The sequence below is a fragment of the Paenibacillus sp. J22R232 genome (assembly GCF_056269165.1).
The window spans coordinates 958,717-977,207 of sequence record NZ_JBWDNK010000001.1; the positions used below are offsets into that span (position 1 = coordinate 958,717).

Consider the following 18,491-nt stretch of genomic DNA (forward strand, 5'->3'; position numbering starts at 1 on the left):
AAATAAATGAAATCAAAAAATCAAACTCTTGCCATAGAGAGGGATTATATCATGCAAGCTAATACGGAATGGTATCGCATATTTATGCATACCGCGAAACTCGGCAATCTAACGAGGGCGGCCCAAGATCTCCATATCACGCAGCCTTCCGTCAGTTATGCAATCAAGCAATTAGAAGCGCAGCTAGAGGTGAAGCTGTTCGATCGGCTCTCCAAAGGAGTGAAGCTTACCCCTGAGGGTGCTGCCGTACTTGAATATGCAGAAAAGTCATTCGCAATCCTGCAGCAAGGGGAAGCGAAACTACAGGCGCTCAAGCAAATGAGCGCAGGCGAATTAAAGATTGGAGCCAGCGGTCCCGTCATTAAGCATCTGCTGCTCCCTCTACTCGAATCCTTCCAGTCGGAATATCCGGCTGTTCGCATTCGCTTGCTTCAAGGCAAAACGGCTGACATTCGGCAAAGGCTAAAAACAGGGATAATCGACATCGGCTTCGTTCATTTGCCATTCTCGGATCCTGAACTGACCGTGCAGCATGTGACAGACATTCAAGAATGCTTTGTCGTAGGTGCCGCGTATCAGCATTTGTCTGGCCAAACGATCACGGTGGAACAGCTGGCAGAAACCCCGCTTCTGCTGCTATCAGAAGGAAGCAGTACGCGAATGTTCGTGGATCAATGGTTTTTGTCTCAAGGGATTAAGGCCGAGGCCGATATGGAGCTAAGCAGTATGGACATGCTGGTCGAGCTTGCCATTCGGGGTTACGGCGCGGCATTTGTCACTCAAACCTTCATCCAGGAACAATTGAATGAAGCGAAGCTCTATGTGCTTAAACCAAGCGAAACCGTGCCGATCCGTTCCATCGGGCTAGCCTTCAAACGCGAGACTTCATTATCGATCGCTGCCAAAAGATTCGTAGAGCTGTTGTTTTAATGCCAACGAGCCTCTCCTTCTGCCAAAGAGGCTCATTTACATGTTTTGCGGGTTATCGGAATAGTATGCGTGCTCATAGTGCTCAGGCGGTTCAGCTTCACCCGATGCACCTTGAGCAAAAGCGTTTTGGACAAATGCTTTCACGAGTCTTTCTATTGAAATTATGAGACCAGTCAACTATAATATAGTATGCTTTTATTTGTTTACCGGAAAGGAACGACTATGATGAACGAAGCTAAACCATATCGCGTTTTATTGTATTATAAATTCGTAGCTGTACCCGATGCCGAGCAATTTGCCGCAGAGCATCTCGCATATTGCAAGGAATTAAACGTGAAGGGCCGCATTCTTATTGCTGACGAAGGTATTAATGGCACCCTTTCGGGAACCGTTGAGCAAACGGAGCAATATATCGAGCATATGCGTGCCAACCCTTTGTTTGCGGATATGGTGTTCAAAATCGACGACGTGGATCAGCATGCGTTCAAGAAGATCTTCGTAAGGTACAAAAAGGAGCTCGTAACGCTTCGTTACGACAAACCGCTTGATCCGAATACATTAAGCGGCACGCGTCTTTCTCCGAAGGAATTCCATGAGTACTTGCAGCGCGAGGATGTTATTGTGCTTGATGGACGCAGCGACTACGAATATGATTTAGGCCACTTCCGCAACGCGATCCGCCCCGATCTTGAGACATTCAAGGAGTTTCCGGAATGGCTTCGCGAGAACATGGCTGCATTCAAAGATAAGCCTATTCTTACGTATTGCACGGGCGGTATCCGCTGCGAGAAGCTGACCGGCGTCATGATGAGCGAGGGCTTTAATGATGTCTATCAGCTTGAAGGCGGAATCGTTACCTATGGCAAGGACGAGGAAGTGCAAGGAAAGCTGTTCGACGGCAAGTGTTACGTATTCGATGAGCGTACCTCCGTTGTCATTAATCAGACCGATGAAGCGGTTGTCGTAGGCAAATGCCATCATTGCGGCGAACCTGCTGACACGTATATCAACTGCGCGGATGATTCCTGCCATTTGCAGCATATCGTATGCACGGATTGCCAAGAAACGAAGCATGGTTATTGCTCTACGGCTTGCGAGGAACATGTTGTCGGCGTTAAATAAGCGCTCGTCATTCAAACTAAGCGTGGCTTCCTTTCCGAGGAGGCCACGCTTAGTTTTGTGTTTGGTTCATTTTGAATCGCTGTTTAATTCGTGCAGCAACATAAACGGATAAAGGAAAGATCACGTTGCCGGCGAGAATGTACAGCGTTCCGGCGACGGCTATGAAATCCCCCACCATCTGAAAATCCTTGGCCAGCCAGAAGGTTGAAGTAAACAAGAGCACACAGACAGGCATGACCAATGCTTCGGGTTTGGTTACCTCACATGTTTCTGCAAGCCCTTTGAATATCGCGTAGTAATAGAAGCTGATTTTAAAAAACTCTCCAAGCACCCATACCATCATGACGATAGCTTCGACGTGCTCGAAAAATTCGGCATAAGCAATATAGCGTGAAGCGGTGAACAATGGATAGTTGAAAAAAGCGGTGCTCTCCCCCATCAGCAAAAATGCGGTAAGATTAGCGATCAGCATCATAAGCATGATTCCCGCCACAGCAAGGTAACCCCATTTGCGTATTTCCTTTACGTCTTTCACCAATGGCAAGATGAACAGAATGAGCGAAAGCTGGCAGAACCATCCTGCCACGACGACCGTTCCCTTGGCAAGCGGAACAGCCCCCCGTTCGAATATAGGAAGAATCTCGGATGGGTTAAGCTCCGGAATCAGCAATATACAGATCACCAATGTACATAAGGTAATAACCGGGATGAATATTTGTCCGGTTCTCGCCATCACCTCGATCCCGCTCTTCACGACCCAAGCGCACATAAGCAACATAGCGCCAATGATTACTTGGACAGGTGTTTTCATAAAGAAATTCGTCACGATAAATTCGCCGTAATCTCTAATCGTAATAGCTACAATATGGATTTGGAATAGAATAAAAGCTAAACTGATGCATTTGCCGACCCATTTCCCAAATGTTGTCTCCAGCAGCTCCAGAAACGATCCGTTCGGAGAAATTTCATGGATTTTAAGCACCATCCAAATCGTAAAAAATCCAAGCGACGAGCTGAGTATCGGCGTCATCCACATGTCCTTGCCCGAGAGAGCAGTAGAGATCGATGGCATCAATAAAACGGAGGAGCTGAGGATGAGCTGAAACATCAGAATTGATAATTGAAAGGCGGATATCCTGCCCTGTACCATAGCATCCTTCTCCTTGTCTGAACCTTCGATTCGCATGCTCTTTTACTCTGGCTTACGGTGTTAACCAGCTTTTAAAAGGGCTAAGCAGCGCATTTACCCATTCCGTTAATCCTGGCAGCTTCGGGTTTATGCCGAGGCAAACCGATAAAAGCAACGATGCGCCAAGTATGCCGAAGATGAGCGCTTTATCATGCCTTGTATGCTTCTTCCATGATTGGTTCACCAAGCCGTATACACCGATCGTTCCCCACACGATAGCTATCGTTGTCCATGGCATTTATTTGCTCACTTCTTTCATTTGAACGATCGTTTTGTTTAGAACGCCAGGCCGTGGGATGTTAACCATGACATCTAATTCAAGCTGTACCTCTTGGAAGGCCTTACTCCAATTCGGTTTCGCTTTTTTCCATTGCTTCGGATATTTTTTGCGGAATTCATCGCCGAATTGGACGACATCCACCTTATACTTTTTTTGTAAAATACGCATCGTATTCGTAATGCTGACTTTTACTTCATCATTAGCAAGCTTGACGATTTCGGCATGCTGTTTCGGATTCATGAAATCGATGTTGGTCGTATTTTGCATGAGATTGCCTTCGCTGCGAACCTTGACCTTCATCATCCATTTCCCGTCTGAGGTAATGCGCGGCGTTAACGTCGTTTTGCTCCCCGTGAGAAGGATGGCAATCGTTTCGTGTTGAGGCATGTCGAGCGAAATAATCGTATTGCCTTTTATGTTGTTCGTCATCCAGAAATATCCCCAAGCAATGTCCGTATTCAAACTTCCGATCATCTTCGTCTTATTAAATAGAGTGACACCTTGAAAATAAGAAATATTTGGATTACGGTTATGGTTTTTGTCTGTAATAAGCGTGCCACGGTTGATATAGGGTATCGAAAAGGATTCGTCAGGCGTTTCAACGATCTGTTGAACCACTTGTTTTAAATCGACGGTCGTGCTGATTTCCGTTTTGGAAAGCTCGCTTAACGCTTCCATCGAATTCGGTTCGAGCTTAGGGATAATGCCGAGAATGTCAAACGCTTTTCCTTCCGCCACGTACACATTGGCTCTCTCCCGCATCCGAACATATCGTAAAATAAAGTCAAGGTCATCCTGGATGCCTTTCTCCGCGCGTTTTTGCCCAAATACGAAAATATCGTTATGTCCCCAATAGAGCTTTCGCGATAAACGCTCTTGCAGCTTGTACATCGCTTCAGCCATCGAGGAGCCAGTAGCGCTTGAAACGAATGTTTTGCCGTTTCCGCCATTAGCAGTAATTCCCCCGCCCTGAGACTCCGAATTGTTCTCTTCGGGAATATAGATCTCAGCGGAAAGCTTCACCTGATTCGAACTTGCTTGATCGATGCCAGCCCCGACAATAATCGCAATATCGTTGACTTCCATCCGATCCCAGCAGCCGGTTAGCTGCGACATGCTCAAGAAGCATAGACTGCATAGAAACACACGAGCTCGGAAACGATTCATCGCTGCTTACTCACTCCTTATTGCTTGCAGTGCCCACGTTTTTGCGTCTTGCTCCTTTACGAAAGCCTCCCCCGCTTCTTGTAAATCTTGGTCTTTGCCCCGAAACCCAACCAGGTGGGCGCATGACGACGTCTTTCCATTCACCGACCATCATCGGAGCTATCGGCGACAGGTAAGGGACGCCGAAGGAACGCAGGCCGCTCAGGTGGATAACAATTCCGATCACGCCGAGCAATAAGCCAAGCAGACCCAAGACGCCTGCCATAAGCATGATCGGAAATCTTAGCAAACGAATGGATATCCCAATCGAGTAATGAGGCAGCAGGAAAGAGGCAATGCCTGTAATCGCCACAACCATAACCATTGGCGAGGAGACCAGCCCTGCCGAGGTAGCCGCCTGGCCGATCACAAGCGCTCCAACGATACTGACGGCAGCGCCAACCTGCTTCGGAAGCCTCACTCCCGCTTCCCGCAGCGCCTCGAACATCGTTTCCATAATGAAGGCTTCCACCAGCGCGGGGAAAGGAATCGATTCTCGCGATTTGGCAATGCTGAGCAGTAGCGCGGAAGGGATCATTTCTTGATGGAAGGTAAGCAGCGCCACGTAAGCAGACGGAACGAGCAGCGCAACCAGAAAGAACAAATAACGCAGCCAACGGATAAATGTAGAGATCAGAAAGCGTTGGTAATAATCCTCTGGTGATTGAAGGAGTGAGAATAAACTGATCGGCGCCACCAATGCAAACGGCGTGTTATCGGTGAAGATGACGGCCCGTCCTTCAAGCAAGCCCGCGGCTACCGTATCCGGACGTTCAGTTGAGATCATTTGCGGAAACGGTGAATAAGGCTCATCCTCAATATATTCTTCAATATTGCCGCTCTCCAGTATGCCGTCCACCTTAATGGCAGACAGTCTCTCCTCGATTTCTTTGATCAGTTCCGGAGCGGCAAGCTCCTCTATATATCCGATTACGATCCTTGTTTTCGTGTATTCGCCAATCTCCATCCCTTTCATTTTCAAGGATGATTTGCGAATGCGCCGCCTTAGCATCGCCATATTGTCATCAAGGGACTCCGTGAAGCCTTCGCGCGGTCCCCGGATGACGGATTCGGCAACCGGATCCTCGATCGCCCGCTTCCGCCAATCCGACAGGGAGAATACAAAGCCGAAATCAAAGCCGTCGACCAGCAGAATCGAATTTCCAAGCGTCATTTGATCCATCATATCGGTGAACGATTCCATCCTCGTACAGCTAAAAGACGTTACTTCCTGCTCCACTGATTCCAACCATTCCTCCGCATTCCCGATATCCCAATCTGACATTTCGAATCGGATTTCGTTCAAGCGTTCTTCATTCGTTAAGCCATTGAAGTAGCAAAATATGCCCTTTACTTGCCCGCCAAGCTTGCATTCCAAATAAGCAGCATCGCTGCAGTCCTTCAGCAAAGCCTCCATTTGAGCGCGAGACTGCTCGATGTGCGGTGAAATAGCCTGATCATGGTCAAAGGCGATAGCGTTCATTTCATAGGTTCCCTTTCATGGCACTAGGTCGGATTATTATTTTCCAGTCCTTCGTTTTCTATCCAATCACCTATCCAAAACAACCACTTACGCTTACGAACAAATGAAATCGACCGAACATGGTTAACCTATGTTTGCTTTCTCAGACCAGCAAATGAATAAATGGAGGTTATCAAATGGCGAAGCACAAAAATCAATCGATTCCCGCAAAAAACGAGGCCTTCGTAGCGAGCTCCAGCGAAGCCGAGAATAACACGGCGGCTTCGACCGCGGAAAACCGCAACCAGAAGGGCCATGTGCCGAATAGTCCGTCTACAGGGTAGAACGCTGATCTGCACACAAAAAAAGAGCTGTCCGCGACGATGTGCGCGGACAGCTCTTTTCTATTTTTTCACAATCGATTCCCATCTGTGCTTGTTCGCGATCAGCTTCGGATGCAAGCTGGACGGCTCTTCCGTTAGCAGCAATCTAATTTTGACGATCCATTCATCGAAGGATGAATAGGATGCGAATAAATTAGCCAGCTCGCCCGTCACGAGCAAAAACAACGGTTTTGGGTAAGTCTCTGCCAAATGTCTCAGTGCCGAATCGATCGGCGTATATTTTTTTCGTTTAATCTCCAGTCTTTCAACGACAACGTCAGCTGCTCCTCGCTCCTGTTTCCATAAGTGGAGTCGATCCTCCCTTTTGTAGAAGGGCTTAACTTCCTCATTGGACATCCGTTTTATGCTTTGCTCATGCAGAGGATAAAGCACCAGCTTGCGAAAAGAACGCTCCTTGGCAATCGAAGCCGCGAGGTCCAGCTCTCGGTCTGTCGTATGCTCGAAGGAATCATAATATACGATTGTGCCTTTCCGCTCATCTACTGGCGGTTCGTAGCCAAAAGGCATTTTTTGGACCATATCGCTCATAGCCGGCAGCCTCCTTTGATCCATGATCTTCAATCACCTAGAAATTGAAAATACCATATCGGCTGCAAAATTGCCATGCTAGAGCTTTCGATAATCGCTTTTCATAATGTTTTTGACTAAACTTGACCACTTGGAGTTGGCGGGACAATATTTCCGGGCAACCTTCTCGATGGTTGTAAGTCCTTTGCCCACGTAATTTTTGGAGAGCAGTTGTCCGAATTTGCGTACGCTGTCTCCTTTCGTTTCGAAGCTGAACGCTTTGTTGTATTTATCTCCATCAATGGCGTTTAAGCCAAACAAGTTGTTTTTGCTCTTAGCCAATCGGCTTTTTCCGTTCCCGCTCTCCAGCTTCATCACAGCGATCGTAAAGTAAGCATTGATGCCGTATTCATCCTCGATTTCTAGGATAGCTTGTTCCAAATCATGCCCCGATAGCGCCGTCCCTTCAAATATGGTGGCGATATGCTCCTCCGTAAGTCCAGAATCGGATTCGACGATTGAGGTTGGCGCATTCAGCTTCTCTTCAGCGCTCTCTTCGTTCTCTGATTCAATGCTCTCATCTATGCTTTCAGACTGCTGCGCATTTTGTGCGCCGTTGTCTAAGATTGCGAATGTTGGCTGTCTGTTGCTTGAAGCCGGGACCGACAGGATGGAAACTTCGTTTTTCATTTTTTTGGCATAACCGCCATGGACGAATCCGCCGTCTTTCAGCGCTAACCAACCGTTTGTTGTTTCTTTTGTAATCATCAATGGCGTCCCCTGTTTCACGACGCTTAGAATCTCGGACTTGGCATTCGGCTCTTTCCGTATGTTTAAGTAAAAGGCAGTAACTTCATATGTAGGCAGCGGCTTTTCAATAATGTCCGCCGAATCCGGTTTTTTTTCGGGAATTTGATCTGGCTCAGGGGGGCTGTTTGTTGAAAGCGTTGGTTGAATAACCGATGCTTTTGGCTCTGTGGAGGGTGGCGCGTACGCGGGACTTAAAGCTGGAGATGGTTCAATCGTCGGAATCGCAAGCGCGGGCTCCGATACGGCAAGCAGCGTTTCCTCCGCCGGCAAGGTGCTGCTGACAGGAGCTTTAGGGTCATGATTCAAAGGCTGCGCGTACATTCCTAATGTGACGACTAACGATAATATAAGCAAATAAAAAAATAAATGCTGACTCAACTTTTTTCGCATGATTATACCTCTCCCTTAAGTTAATGAAGTATACCTGTTACGATATAAGTTAGATCGCGATTATAAGCAGGCATCGAGAAAAAGTGGACGGTCTGTGATGAGTATATGTCGGTCCGTCCATCAAAAGACGAGGTTTCGGCCATATTTTCCGTGAATCGCGAATTATGAGGAAATTTTTAGTAAATGATCCAAGCTATTCGCTTCACTTTCTGAGGGTAGATTGAAACGCAAAAAAAGCTCCTATTCCCGAAGGAAGAAGAGCTTTTTCATAGGCGGACAGTCGTTTTTGCTTTATTTTTTAAAGCCTGATTCATGCGCAGCAATGATTGCATCCATTTGTTGATTCCATGCTTCATCCTCCGTACAGCGGCTCGTATGGGCTTCAAACCAAGCAACGGTACGCTTGATCCCTTCTGCAAAGGATAACGCGGCATCGAAATCAGGAACCAGAGCTTTAATCTTGCTATTGTCGAATACGCTCGTCACCGATTTGTCCCCGAGCAATCCACCTTCCAGGTCCGGGTCATGGGAGATCAGGAACGAAGAAGCGATATGGACGAGCTTAGGCGTTTCGCCGGCAGCTGCGCCTATAGCTTCATAGATTTGGTTCCAGGTTAATACTTCATCCGAAGTAATATGATAGGCTTGTCCAATGGCTTCTTCTTTGCCTAATAGACCGACAACCCCTTTTGCAAAATCGGTATTATGCGTCATGGTCCATAACGACGAGCCGTCGCCATGTACAATTATAGGCTTGCCAGCGCGGATTCTAGCAATGATTGACCAAGGATGCTGCCAGCTATTAAGAGACGCCGGAATCATCGTATCCCCGTAGGTATAGGAAGGCCTAACAATGGTGACCGGGAAGCCGCTAGCCGCTTGTTCTTCCAATAAGAGCTTCTCACATGCGATTTTGTCGCGCGAATATTGCCAATACGGATTTTCAAGCGGCGTTGACTCCTCCGTAATGATATAGTGCTGCGGAGGTTTTTGGTAGGCGGATGCGGAGCTAATAAATATGTACTGCTTCGTACGCCCACGGAACAGCTCGATGTCAACGCTTACATGCTCCGGCGTGAAAGCGATCCAGTCCACGACGACGTCGAACTGCATATTTCCAAGCGCTTCGGCGGCACCTTTTGAGTCTCTTATATCACCTGTTATGACTTGGGCTTCTTCCGGCACGAATTCATCGCGTTTGCCCCTATTAAACAGAAATAGCTCAATTCCTCGCGCTATCGCCAGCTTGGATACGGCTTCGCTAATTAATCCAGTTCCTCCAATAAATAATACCTTCATCGATTATCGCTCCTTATCGTTTTGGGAATTTGAGACGATGCATGGAATCAATGCCTATACGCGGTTACGGCGGATCTTACATACATAGTAGCATAAGAAGCAACTTTTTAATATTTTCATATAACCTGATTCTTTGAAAATATGCGTGTATCCTCATTCATGTGTTCGAACCATAATACGGTTTGCAAAAAAACAAACAAAATCATAACTTTACGGCATCGCCACCTGAGGGGCAAACTCACTAAGATTAAGCTATGATTACATCTCGTTGTCCAGTATGCATGTTGGAGGGGATCTATGCTCTTGTCTAATTATGTTGTTTTTATTACAGATTCGGATAGCGCCAGCGGCAAAGCAGCTATTCGCAGGTTCATCTCTGAAGGAGCGCACTTCCTATTGAACAGTGAATCCGGAGGGGCAGCCCTCTCAGCAGAGCTGAAGCTAGTCGAGGAGTCGGGTAAGCAAGCGCTTGTCGTCAATATTGATCTTTGCAAGCATGCTGAGGTATCGGATATGCTGCAATTCGCCGAGCAGCAGATTGGCACGGTAACGACGATGATCCATAACAGCAAAGTGGTCTTCCCGAGCTCAATCGAGAATGGTGATGAGGAAGTGTTCTCCCAAAGCATAGCGGTCAATGCCAAGTCAGCGTTTATTTGTACGCAAGCCGCCGGGAAGCTCATGAAGGAGAAGCAATCAGGATCGATCATTTACGTCTCTTCCATTCATGCGGAGAAACCTACAGGCGCAGCATTTACGTACAGCATCGCCAAAGGCGCTGTCAACATGCTGGCGAAGGAAGCTGCACTTGTGCTTGGCCGATTCGGCATTCGCGTGAATACGATTGAAGCAGGCCCGATCGAAGGCGATACGCAGCTATTCGATAGCACGATTTCGACGCTTTATAACGATTATGAATACAAGGTTCCGAATGCTGTTCTTGGGACGCAGGAAGATCTAGCCGAGCTCATATACTTTCTATCATCTGAAGCCTCCACGTACATAAATGGCTCGGATATTAGGCTGGATGGCGGCTTTTTGCTCCATTATATGAATGTCAAAATGAAAAAACCTTAACCGCCGTTCTGGAGGTGTAGCATGAGTATCGCTGGCAAAATCGCATTAGTTACGGGCGCCGGTACGGGTATCGGCAAGGGCGTAGCCGTTGAGCTCGCAAGGCGCGGCGTTCAAGTCGCCGTGCATTACAACCAAAGCGATGCAGGCGCGCTCCATACCAAGCAAATGATTGACGAGCTAGGCGGAAGCTGCCTGCTCGTGCAGGCTAACGTTGCCAACAAGCTGGAAATTGAGCGAATGGTCAGCCGTATAGCTGAACAATATGGAAGCATCGATCTTTTGGTCAATAACGCTGCGCTCCAGCTTAACCATTCTTTTTTCGACTATAGCGAAGCTGATTTTGACCGCATGTTCAATATTAATCTAAAAGGATACTGGCAGTGCATGCAGGCTGTCATTCCTTATATGAAGGCAAAGCAGTCCGGTCGCATTATTCTGATGTCTTCGGTTCATAGCAAACGGCCAACCGACTTCGATGTGGTCTACTCCATGACGAAAGGCGGCATTCGCATGCTGGGCAGAGAAAGCGCGATTGAACTGGCCCAATATGGCATTACGGTTAATACGATTGAACCAGGCGCAGTCGACGTAGGGAAGCAAAGCGCGCGTGAATCGAAACCGTTCATGACAGCTGAGGAAATGGATAAGCACAAAAGGCAGTCTCGTCCCATCCGCGAGAAGTTTCCACTCGGGCGTGTGGGACGACCGCTCGATGTTGCTCAGCTCGTTTGCTTTATCGCATCCGATGAAAGCGAATTCTTGACCGGCTCTGCGATCAGGCTTGACGGCGGCAGCATGCTGCTTTAACCCAAGTATTCCGAAACAATCCCATTCTATTAACCAAGGAGTGACCATTGTGTCCAATAATCCGTCTTTTGAGGAAACACTTGCCCATGTCAGCACGTTTTCCAGCCCTTCCACGCTTCGCATTACCGATATTCGGTTTACGGACATCGTTGGCGGCCCTTTCCACAGCAGCTTGATTAAAGTGTATACCAATCAGGGGTTGGTTGGTTTTGGCGAGGTGCGCGACGGTGCGGATAAGGTGTACGCGCAAATTTTAAAAGGGCGTTTATTAGGCGAGAATCCTTGCAACATTGATAAAATCTTCAGGCGCATCAAGCAATTTGGCGGCCATGCCCGCCAAGGCGGCGGTGTCAGCGGCCTAGAGATCGCGCTGTGGGATCTGGCAGGCAAAGCATACGGTATTCCCGTTTATCAAATGCTTGGCGGTAAATTCCGCGAAAAAATCCGTATGTACTGCGATACGGAGGTTGTAGGCAAGGACACGGGAACCGCAATGGGGTTAGCCCTAAAGAAACGTATGGAGCAAGGCTTCTCCTTTCTCAAAATGGATTTAGGCATCGGTCAAATTATAAATGAACCGGGTACCTTAAGCGCACCGATCGGTTTTATCGACGAAATGCGGAACGCCTCAAAAAACAGGTACAGCAATAATCACGATACGCTGACCGACGAAGAAATCCGCGATATTCGCAACCAGCACTACGATATTCACAACATTCCCCACCCGTTCACGGCGATCCACGTTACGGAGAAAGGATTGGATATGCTGGAGCAATATGTCGCGGATGTACGTGCCGTAATTGGCTATGAGGTCCCGCTGGCAGTCGACCATTTCGGTCACATTGGGCTTGAGGATTGCATCAAGCTTGGCCGACGCGTCGACAAGTTCAACCTAGCTTGGATGGAGGATATGCTCCCTTGGCAGTATACCGATCAATATGCCAAGCTTTCACGCGCCGTTGCCACTCCGATCTGTACGGGCGAGGATATCTATTTAAAGGAAAACTTCCGCCCTCTTCTTCAAGCCGGCGGCGTATCGGTCATTCATCCGGATGTACTCACGACTGGCGGCATACTGGAAACGAAGAAAATCGGGGATATGGCGCAGGAGTACGGCGTGGCGATGGCCATTCATATGGCGGAGAGCCCCATTGCCTGCCTAGCCGCCGCTCATGTTGCCGCAGCTACGGAAAACTTCCTTGCGCTCGAATACCACTCCTGTGAGGTTCCTTGGTGGGATGATATCATTATTAGCAGCAAGCTCCCGAAGAAGCTCGTCCAGAATGGTTTCATTCATATGAGTGACGCACCGGGACTCGGCATAGATGATCTGAATGACGAGGTTCTCGCTCAGCATTTGCATCCGAAAATTCCCGGTTTATGGGAGTCCACTGATCAGTGGAACCAGTATCACTCGAATGACCGCCTTTGGAGTTAATGCATTGACATATATGTTAGAAAGAGGAGCGCATCCCTGCGCTCCTCTTTCTTCTTTCCTCTTTCTCGTATCTTTATCGATTGGCAAATTAACCAGTCGGCAGAAGCAAAACGAAGAGCATCTTCCTGTGCGCGATAGGCGCAGCGGAGGATGCTCTTTTTGTTTCTCGATGCTGGTTCGGTTGATTTATGCGTGAGTGATCGCTATGCCAGAATGCAATGCCTGATCGGCAGAGGCGGCTTCCATTAGTCCCCGAATATATCCGATGCCGTACAGTCGTCCTAGCAGCTCATAACCGGGGTTTGCATTATCCTCGCCTTCCATCGTAGGGACATGATCCGGCCTAGCAGGACCATCGAAACCGACGTCGTAATACGTGCGCATAGCTTGCAGCATGTCGGTTTTTCCGTCATCATGGAAGGTCTCCTCGAACTTATCTGGCGTACCGCGCACATCCCGGAAGTGAACGAAAAACATTTTGTTTTGTTTGGAGAATGAACGAATGACGCTTGGAATGTCCTCCCCTGCCGTAGCAAGCGTGCCCTGGCATAAGGTGATGCCATTATTCTCGCTTGGAACAAGGTCAATGGCCCGCTGCAGCGCCGCTGCGCTCGTAAGTATGCGAGATATGCCCCGAATCGGCGTAATCGGCGGATCATCCGGGTGCAGCGCAAGCCTTACTCCCGCTTTCTCCGCTGCCGGAACGATTCTCTCCATAAAATATTGGAGGTTCTCCCACAGCAGCTCCTCGCTTACCAGCCCTGCATCCGTCAACGGTGCATCCTTCATCAGACTGTGGTCATAACTGGAGACGAGCGCGCCGCCTCGCGTACGAGTCGTGGTTGAGGTACGGAACCAGTTGAACTGCGCCATAAAGTTATAGCAAAGTACGGGAATACCCGCCGCTCCCATATTCGTAATGAATTGCTCGAACACTTCGATTTCCTGATCGCGCCCCGCCGTCCCGAGCTTGATCTCATTGCTTGGCGGCATGGATTCAATGACCGATAGCGTAAGGCCGGCGTCGGCGTAACGCTGCTTCATACGAATGAGCGGCATAAGATCCCAAGGTTTTTCATTCTTTTCTTCCCAAGGCAATCCCCCAACTGCATGATTTACGCCAAGCTGCTTGGCGAGCGTCCATAATCGATTAGGCTGCGAAGAGAAAAATTCTGCAAGCTGCATGCTATTAGCACCTCTTTCTACTTGTATTATTTGCTGCCAGCCTTTGAGGCAAGCTCCTGACCCATTTTTTCGATTTTAGTAAAAGCATCTTCAATGGACTGCTGGCCGAATGTGACAGCTTCCATTTCTTTCTTGTACGTGTCAACCCATTCTGAGAAGCCCGCTGCCGGCGGATAGAATGGCAGTGCTTTGTCAAGCGATAGATCATAAAGTTCTTTGCCCAGCTTATCCTTGTTCTCGAGGGTTGGCTCAAGCTCCTTATAAATGTCAGGATTAATCGGAATGCCCCGCGTTAAGCCCAGTGCCTGGCCGGCTTCTTTGTCCGTAATAAACCACCGGAGGAACTTTTTCGCTTCGTCCTTGTTCTTCGAATTGGCGCTTACGCTTAGAAAGATCGTAGATTGCGCCCAGCCGCCGCCTGAAGGGCCAACCGGCAGGTTAACAACGCCAACTTTGCCAGGCATTAGCTGCTCCAAGGCACTGACCGAGCCCGTTGTTGCGCCGCGCGTCATGACGACGCCGGAAGCCATTGGATCTGCCTGCGGATCGTTCTCGAGGAATGCGGCTGCTTTCTCGGCTGGCGGAACGATTTGGGCTTTGCGGAATTCCTCATAGGTTTGGTAGAACGTCATGAATAGTTCTTTGTCGAGCGTAAACGTTTTGCCGCCATCCGACATGACAGCAGGTTTCCCCATTGACGTTTGGTAATAGTTATAGCTATCCCAGGTCGTCGTATCGCCAATCGGGTATTTGCCTTCCGGAAGCTTGGCTCTTGCATCTCTCGCCCATTGGAAAAACTCATCATAGGTCCAATCCTTATGCGGAAGCGGTATGCCATATTGCTCCAGCTCCGTTTTGTTGAAAGCAAGGCCCTGCGCATTCTGGCTAAGCGGGATACCATAGAGCTTGCCATTAATTTGCAAGTTGGATATGACTGTCGGATCGACTATGCCGCTCAAATCGATATCGGAGAGATCCTCTAATTGACCGCGCGACACGTATTCCTGAAGGTAGGCCGCATCCATTTGCAGCACATCCGTGATCGATTTGGATGCCGCGAGCGTTGGGAGTTTTTGCCAGAACGCATCCCATGCCATGAATTCCGGCTTGAACGTGACGTTCGCATTCTGCTTCGTATAAATATCCAGCGCTTTTTTGGTAGCCTCGTGACGAGCGTCAGGACCCCACCACATAATGCTGAGCGTCGTTGCTGCGCCTGCCCCTTTATCTCCCTCGTTGCTCGGCTTATCCGTGCTTTTTTCACCTTCATTTGCCGGCTTATTGGCGTCGCTTCCTCCGCTGCTGCAGGCAGTCAACACTAACAGCAACACCAACATCATCAATCCAATGCTCTTTGACCAACCTTTGCCCATTCGCATTCATCCCCTTTATTTGGTTGAACTGTGAAACCATCATCCCTTTAAGCCGGTCGTAGCGATGCCTTCGACAAAGTGCTTCTGCGCCAAGAAAAAAATAATGACTGACGGTAAAATAGACAGCAAGGACATGGCAAGCAGCTGACCCCATTGAATATCGAACTGGTCAATGAACATCCGCAGCGCGAGTCCTACGGTGAATTTGTCTACGGAGCTCAGATAAAGCACTTGGGCAAAAAAATCATCCCAGCTCCATATGAATGTAAAGATCGCAACCGTCACGAGCGCTGGCTTCAGCAGCGGTAGGATAACGCGTAAAAAGATGCCATAAACGCTCGCTCCATCAATCGTTGCCGCTTCGTCGAGGTCTCGCGGAATGCCGCGTATGAATTGCACCAGAAGGAAAATGAAGAATGCTCCTCCACCGAAGAAATGCGGCAGCACAAGCGGAACATAGCTGTCCACAAAACCTAGCTTATTGAACAAAATATATTGGGGAACGACGGTGACCTGATTGGGAAGCATCATCGTAAGCAGCAATATGGAGAACCAGACACCACGAAACTTGAAGTTCAATCTTCCAAACCCATAAGCGACGATTGCAGCCGTAGCTACCCCACCGAGCACATTTCCAAGCTCCATCAGCAGCGTGTTGCCGAAGAAATGAGCAAAGGTATACTCCGATGAGAAATGCCAGCCATCCCAGTAATTGCTCCACATCGGCTTCGAGGGCCACAGCGTCGGCAGACTAAGCTCCTCCGTCTTTTTGAGCGAAGCCCCTACCCACCAAATGATGGGATACAGCATGAGGAAGGAAAACGCGGTTAAATACAGATGGCTCGACAGTCTGGCGCGCACCGAATTCATTTGGTTTTCCCTCCGTCCGACTCATAGAACACCCAGTATTTCGATGCCATGAAATTAATAATGGTCAGTATCGCGACTATCGTTAGCAAGATCCAGGCAAGAGCCGATGCATAACCCATTTGGTAATGCTTAAATGCTTTTTCGTAGAGGAACATGGCATACATGTACGTGGAGTTGATCGGTCCGCCCTTCGTGATAATAAAAGCAGAAGTAAAGGTCTGGAAGGAACCGATAATGCCCAGCACGAGATTGAAGAACATGACGGGCGAGAGCATTGGTAGCGTAATGCTGAAAAACTTTCGAGCCTTGCCTGCCCCGTCTACGGAAGCGGATTCGTAAAGCTCCTGCGGCACCTGCTTAAGCCCTGCAAGAAAAATAACCATCGTAGATCCGAATTGCCAAGTGTTTAGCAGAATCAACGTGCCTAGCGACGTATCCGGATTCGATATCCAACCGACGCCCTCTACCCCGAACCACGCGAGCACTTGGTTGATATAGCCATCAATCCCGAACATATTGCGCCATAATGCAGCAACGGCAATGCTTCCGCCGATTAAAGACGGGAAATAAATAGCCGTGCGGTAAAGATTCATGCCTCTAATGCTTTTGTTCAATGCCAAGGCAACCATCAAAGAGAAAAACAGCTTCAGCGGCACGGAGAACAAGACGAACATAAACGTAACGCTTAGCGATTTCGTAAACGTCGTGTCGCTGGCGAATATTTTGCGGTAGTTGTCTGCTCCCGTCCATACGGGATCCTCTAGCAAAGAGTATTCGGTAAAGGACAAATAAAACGATTGCGCGATAGGCCAAAGCGTAAGCAGCAAGAAACCGATCAGCCATGGCGAAATAAATAGATAGCCGGCAACATGGTGCGTCCCTTTCTGCTTTTGCCTACGTTTCGTTGGTTTATTTGCTTGCAATGAAGGAATCGCGGTTTCTGTTTTCACCCGAATCATCTCCTCCCCTTTCATGGATAATGTTCCCTTACTTTATACGAAAGCGGTTACATGGTTGAAGGGGAATATATTATGAATTCGTTTGATTTTATATAGGGTGAAAAATTCATACAGTGTCAAAAAATGCCTTAAGAAAGTCGCATCGACAAAAAAACGATTGTCCTTAACAATAGACGTATGATGCAAGTCATATTGGATTCCACTCTACATTGCGAAAGAGGTGCTCTCGATGAAATTTGATAATCCGGAAGACATTATTCAGCTTACTCCCCAATGGGATGGTGAACGGTTCCCTAACGGCCGTCCCAAAGTATCCGAGGACGTTCTTCGCCGCATGCGTAAAATTACGCTGGAGGAAGCTTGGGGACCATTATGGAATAGAGGTTACGCGTTCCAATTTGAAGGGGATTTCAAAATCATTCACCCGCAAAAAGTGATGGTCGGACGCGCCGTCACGGCTGTCATGGTCCCTAAACGTCCGGATCTGCATGAAACGCTGCTCAAACACGGCCATGAGCAGGAAGGCCGAAAAGGATTTTTTAACCAATGGGTAATTGATGAGCTCGTGGAGGACGACGTAGCCGTTGTCGACATGTTCGATAAGGTCCATTTGGGCACCTATGTTGGCGGGAATTTGACGACGGCAATCTCTACCCGCACCAAGCGCGGCGGAGCGGTCATCTGGGGCGGCATACGCGACAATCAGCAGGTCGTTGAGATTGATAACATTAACGTATTCTACCGGGGCAGCGATCCGACAGCCATCGCAGACGTGACGATGGTAGGCATGAACGTGCCGACACGCATCGGAAAAGCGATTTGCATGCCGGGCGACGTCGTCCTCGGCACGCCTGCAGGCGTTATTTTCATCCCTCCCCATCTGGCTGAATTGACGGTTGTGCAGGCGGAAAAATCGCAGGTTCGCGACGTATTCGGCTTCGTTCGGCTCCGCGATAGCGTATACTCGACGGCCCAAATCGATGCAGCCTGGGATACGGCGCTGTGGACCGATTTCTTGAACTGGTTCGAGAACGATGGCGCTGCAAGCGACTACCGTCATCTCACTTGGGAAACCGAGCTTGCTGAAGCGAAAAAGAATGATCGAAATGGACCGCAAAGCGATGTCCGTCTTTAACTAGAAATACAAAAAGCATTACTACAAATGCAATAAGCATTATTAGCA

Annotated in this window: 18 protein-coding genes; 7 read left to right on the forward strand and 11 right to left on the reverse strand. The window is 48.5% G+C overall.

Features of this window, described 5'->3' with window-relative positions; genetic code table 11:
* The first annotated feature begins 51 nt into the window (after positions 1 to 51).
* Complete coding sequence (locus AC0YN3_RS04440; protein ID WP_475773879.1) at positions 52 to 930, forward strand: LysR family transcriptional regulator; 879 nt, start codon at positions 52 to 54, stop codon at positions 928 to 930.
* Positions 931 to 1,155: 225 nt separating this feature from the next.
* Positions 1,156 to 2,052 carry an oxygen-dependent tRNA uridine(34) hydroxylase TrhO gene (gene trhO / locus AC0YN3_RS04445; RefSeq protein WP_475774290.1) on the forward strand — a complete coding sequence of 299 codons (897 nt, stop codon included), beginning with the start codon at positions 1,156 to 1,158 and terminating at the stop codon, positions 2,050 to 2,052.
* 49 nt (positions 2,053 to 2,101) lie between these two features.
* Here the strand turns inward: trhO and AC0YN3_RS04450 are convergent, their stop codons facing one another.
* From AC0YN3_RS04450 to AC0YN3_RS04465, 4 genes are read right to left on the reverse strand one after another with little or no spacing between them, the layout of a single operon-like run.
* The gene (locus AC0YN3_RS04450; protein WP_475773880.1) at positions 2,102 to 3,202 is read right to left on the reverse strand and encodes a GerAB/ArcD/ProY family transporter; all 1,101 of its coding nucleotides are present in this window, start codon (positions 3,200 to 3,202) and stop codon (positions 2,102 to 2,104) included.
* Between the two features lie 52 nt (positions 3,203 to 3,254).
* Positions 3,255 to 3,479: a hypothetical protein gene (locus AC0YN3_RS04455; RefSeq protein WP_475773881.1), complete on the reverse strand. Its 225-nt coding sequence runs from the start codon at positions 3,477 to 3,479 to the stop codon at positions 3,255 to 3,257.
* Positions 3,480 to 4,688: a Ger(x)C family spore germination protein gene (locus AC0YN3_RS04460; protein ID WP_475773882.1), complete on the reverse strand. Its 1,209-nt coding sequence runs from the start codon at positions 4,686 to 4,688 to the stop codon at positions 3,480 to 3,482.
* A 10-nt stretch (positions 4,689 to 4,698) separates the two neighbouring features.
* A complete protein-coding gene (locus tag AC0YN3_RS04465; RefSeq protein WP_475773883.1) occupies positions 4,699 to 6,210 on the reverse strand; it encodes a spore germination protein in 1,512 nt (503 codons plus the stop codon).
* A 176-nt stretch (positions 6,211 to 6,386) separates the two neighbouring features.
* On the opposite strand from AC0YN3_RS04465, the gene AC0YN3_RS04470 reads away from it, so the two are divergent.
* Entirely contained in the window at positions 6,387 to 6,533 is a 147-nt protein-coding gene (locus AC0YN3_RS04470; RefSeq protein ID WP_475773884.1) for a hypothetical protein, read from the forward strand.
* 60 nt (positions 6,534 to 6,593) lie between these two features.
* Here the strand turns inward: AC0YN3_RS04470 and AC0YN3_RS04475 are convergent, their stop codons facing one another.
* From AC0YN3_RS04475 to AC0YN3_RS04485, 3 genes are all read right to left on the reverse strand, one after another.
* Entirely contained in the window at positions 6,594 to 7,121 is a 528-nt protein-coding gene (locus AC0YN3_RS04475) for a hypothetical protein (protein WP_475773885.1), read from the reverse strand.
* Between the two features lie 78 nt (positions 7,122 to 7,199).
* Positions 7,200 to 8,300 carry an SH3 domain-containing protein gene (locus tag AC0YN3_RS04480; RefSeq protein WP_475773886.1) on the reverse strand — a complete coding sequence of 367 codons (1,101 nt, stop codon included), beginning with the start codon at positions 8,298 to 8,300 and terminating at the stop codon, positions 7,200 to 7,202.
* A gap of 291 nt (positions 8,301 to 8,591) precedes the next feature.
* The gene (locus tag AC0YN3_RS04485) at positions 8,592 to 9,599 is read right to left on the reverse strand and encodes an SDR family oxidoreductase (RefSeq protein ID WP_475773887.1); all 1,008 of its coding nucleotides are present in this window, start codon (positions 9,597 to 9,599) and stop codon (positions 8,592 to 8,594) included.
* A gap of 297 nt (positions 9,600 to 9,896) precedes the next feature.
* On the opposite strand from AC0YN3_RS04485, the gene AC0YN3_RS04490 reads away from it, so the two are divergent.
* The 3 genes from AC0YN3_RS04490 to AC0YN3_RS04500 are packed head-to-tail and all read left to right on the forward strand — an operon-like array spanning position 9,897 to position 12,921.
* Positions 9,897 to 10,676, forward strand: a complete 780-nt coding sequence (locus AC0YN3_RS04490) for an SDR family NAD(P)-dependent oxidoreductase (protein WP_475773888.1) — start codon at positions 9,897 to 9,899, stop codon at positions 10,674 to 10,676.
* Positions 10,677 to 10,697: 21 nt separating this feature from the next.
* On the forward strand, positions 10,698 to 11,483 hold the full coding sequence (locus AC0YN3_RS04495) for an SDR family NAD(P)-dependent oxidoreductase (RefSeq protein WP_475773889.1): 786 nt from the start codon (positions 10,698 to 10,700) through the stop codon (positions 11,481 to 11,483).
* Positions 11,484 to 11,532: 49 nt separating this feature from the next.
* Positions 11,533 to 12,921: a mandelate racemase/muconate lactonizing enzyme family protein gene (locus AC0YN3_RS04500; protein WP_475773890.1), complete on the forward strand. Its 1,389-nt coding sequence runs from the start codon at positions 11,533 to 11,535 to the stop codon at positions 12,919 to 12,921.
* Positions 12,922 to 13,107: 186 nt separating this feature from the next.
* Here the strand turns inward: AC0YN3_RS04500 and AC0YN3_RS04505 are convergent, their stop codons facing one another.
* From AC0YN3_RS04505 to AC0YN3_RS04520, 4 genes are read right to left on the reverse strand one after another with little or no spacing between them, the layout of a single operon-like run.
* Positions 13,108 to 14,106, reverse strand: a complete 999-nt coding sequence (locus tag AC0YN3_RS04505) for a mannonate dehydratase (protein ID WP_475773891.1) — start codon at positions 14,104 to 14,106, stop codon at positions 13,108 to 13,110.
* Between the two features lie 26 nt (positions 14,107 to 14,132).
* The gene (locus AC0YN3_RS04510) at positions 14,133 to 15,479 is read right to left on the reverse strand and encodes an ABC transporter substrate-binding protein (protein WP_475773892.1); all 1,347 of its coding nucleotides are present in this window, start codon (positions 15,477 to 15,479) and stop codon (positions 14,133 to 14,135) included.
* A gap of 39 nt (positions 15,480 to 15,518) precedes the next feature.
* Positions 15,519 to 16,349 (reverse strand): carbohydrate ABC transporter permease, encoded by an 831-nt coding sequence (locus tag AC0YN3_RS04515; RefSeq protein ID WP_475773893.1) that lies wholly within the window; start codon positions 16,347 to 16,349, stop codon positions 15,519 to 15,521.
* Positions 16,346 to 17,308 (reverse strand): carbohydrate ABC transporter permease, encoded by a 963-nt coding sequence (locus tag AC0YN3_RS04520; protein ID WP_475774291.1) that lies wholly within the window; start codon positions 17,306 to 17,308, stop codon positions 16,346 to 16,348. Before AC0YN3_RS04520 ends, AC0YN3_RS04515 begins: the two co-directional genes overlap by 4 nt.
* A gap of 229 nt (positions 17,309 to 17,537) precedes the next feature.
* Here AC0YN3_RS04520 and AC0YN3_RS04525 point away from each other — a divergent pair, with 229 nt between their 5' ends.
* Positions 17,538 to 18,443: an RraA family protein gene (locus tag AC0YN3_RS04525; protein WP_475773894.1), complete on the forward strand. Its 906-nt coding sequence runs from the start codon at positions 17,538 to 17,540 to the stop codon at positions 18,441 to 18,443.
* The last annotated feature ends 48 nt before the right edge of the window (positions 18,444 to 18,491 follow it).

Bases quoted from the DNA above. Each gene is read 5' to 3' on its own strand.
- AC0YN3_RS04480 (WP_475773886.1), bottom strand. From the start codon at position 8,300: ATGCGAAAAAAGTTGAGTCAGCATTTATTTTTTTATTTGCTTATATTA.
- AC0YN3_RS04475 (WP_475773885.1), bottom strand. From the start codon at position 7,121: ATGAGCGATATGGTCCAAAAAATGCCTTTTGGCTACGAACCGCCAGTA.
- AC0YN3_RS04525 (WP_475773894.1), top strand. From the start codon at position 17,538: ATGAAATTTGATAATCCGGAAGACATTATTCAGCTTACTCCCCAATGG.
- AC0YN3_RS04470 (WP_475773884.1), top strand. From the start codon at position 6,387: ATGGCGAAGCACAAAAATCAATCGATTCCCGCAAAAAACGAGGCCTTC.
- AC0YN3_RS04490 (WP_475773888.1), top strand. From the start codon at position 9,897: ATGCTCTTGTCTAATTATGTTGTTTTTATTACAGATTCGGATAGCGCC.
- AC0YN3_RS04520 (WP_475774291.1), bottom strand. From the start codon at position 17,308: ATGATTCGGGTGAAAACAGAAACCGCGATTCCTTCATTGCAAGCAAAT.
- AC0YN3_RS04460 (WP_475773882.1), bottom strand. From the start codon at position 4,688: ATGAATCGTTTCCGAGCTCGTGTGTTTCTATGCAGTCTATGCTTCTTG.
- AC0YN3_RS04505 (WP_475773891.1), bottom strand. From the start codon at position 14,106: ATGCAGCTTGCAGAATTTTTCTCTTCGCAGCCTAATCGATTATGGACG.
- AC0YN3_RS04455 (WP_475773881.1), bottom strand. From the start codon at position 3,479: ATGCCATGGACAACGATAGCTATCGTGTGGGGAACGATCGGTGTATAC.
- trhO (WP_475774290.1), top strand. From the start codon at position 1,156: ATGAACGAAGCTAAACCATATCGCGTTTTATTGTATTATAAATTCGTA.
- AC0YN3_RS04450 (WP_475773880.1), bottom strand. From the start codon at position 3,202: ATGGTACAGGGCAGGATATCCGCCTTTCAATTATCAATTCTGATGTTT.
- AC0YN3_RS04510 (WP_475773892.1), bottom strand. From the start codon at position 15,479: ATGGGCAAAGGTTGGTCAAAGAGCATTGGATTGATGATGTTGGTGTTG.
- AC0YN3_RS04485 (WP_475773887.1), bottom strand. From the start codon at position 9,599: ATGAAGGTATTATTTATTGGAGGAACTGGATTAATTAGCGAAGCCGTA.
- AC0YN3_RS04495 (WP_475773889.1), top strand. From the start codon at position 10,698: ATGAGTATCGCTGGCAAAATCGCATTAGTTACGGGCGCCGGTACGGGT.
- AC0YN3_RS04440 (WP_475773879.1), top strand. From the start codon at position 52: ATGCAAGCTAATACGGAATGGTATCGCATATTTATGCATACCGCGAAA.
- AC0YN3_RS04465 (WP_475773883.1), bottom strand. From the start codon at position 6,210: ATGAACGCTATCGCCTTTGACCATGATCAGGCTATTTCACCGCACATC.
- AC0YN3_RS04515 (WP_475773893.1), bottom strand. From the start codon at position 16,349: ATGAATTCGGTGCGCGCCAGACTGTCGAGCCATCTGTATTTAACCGCG.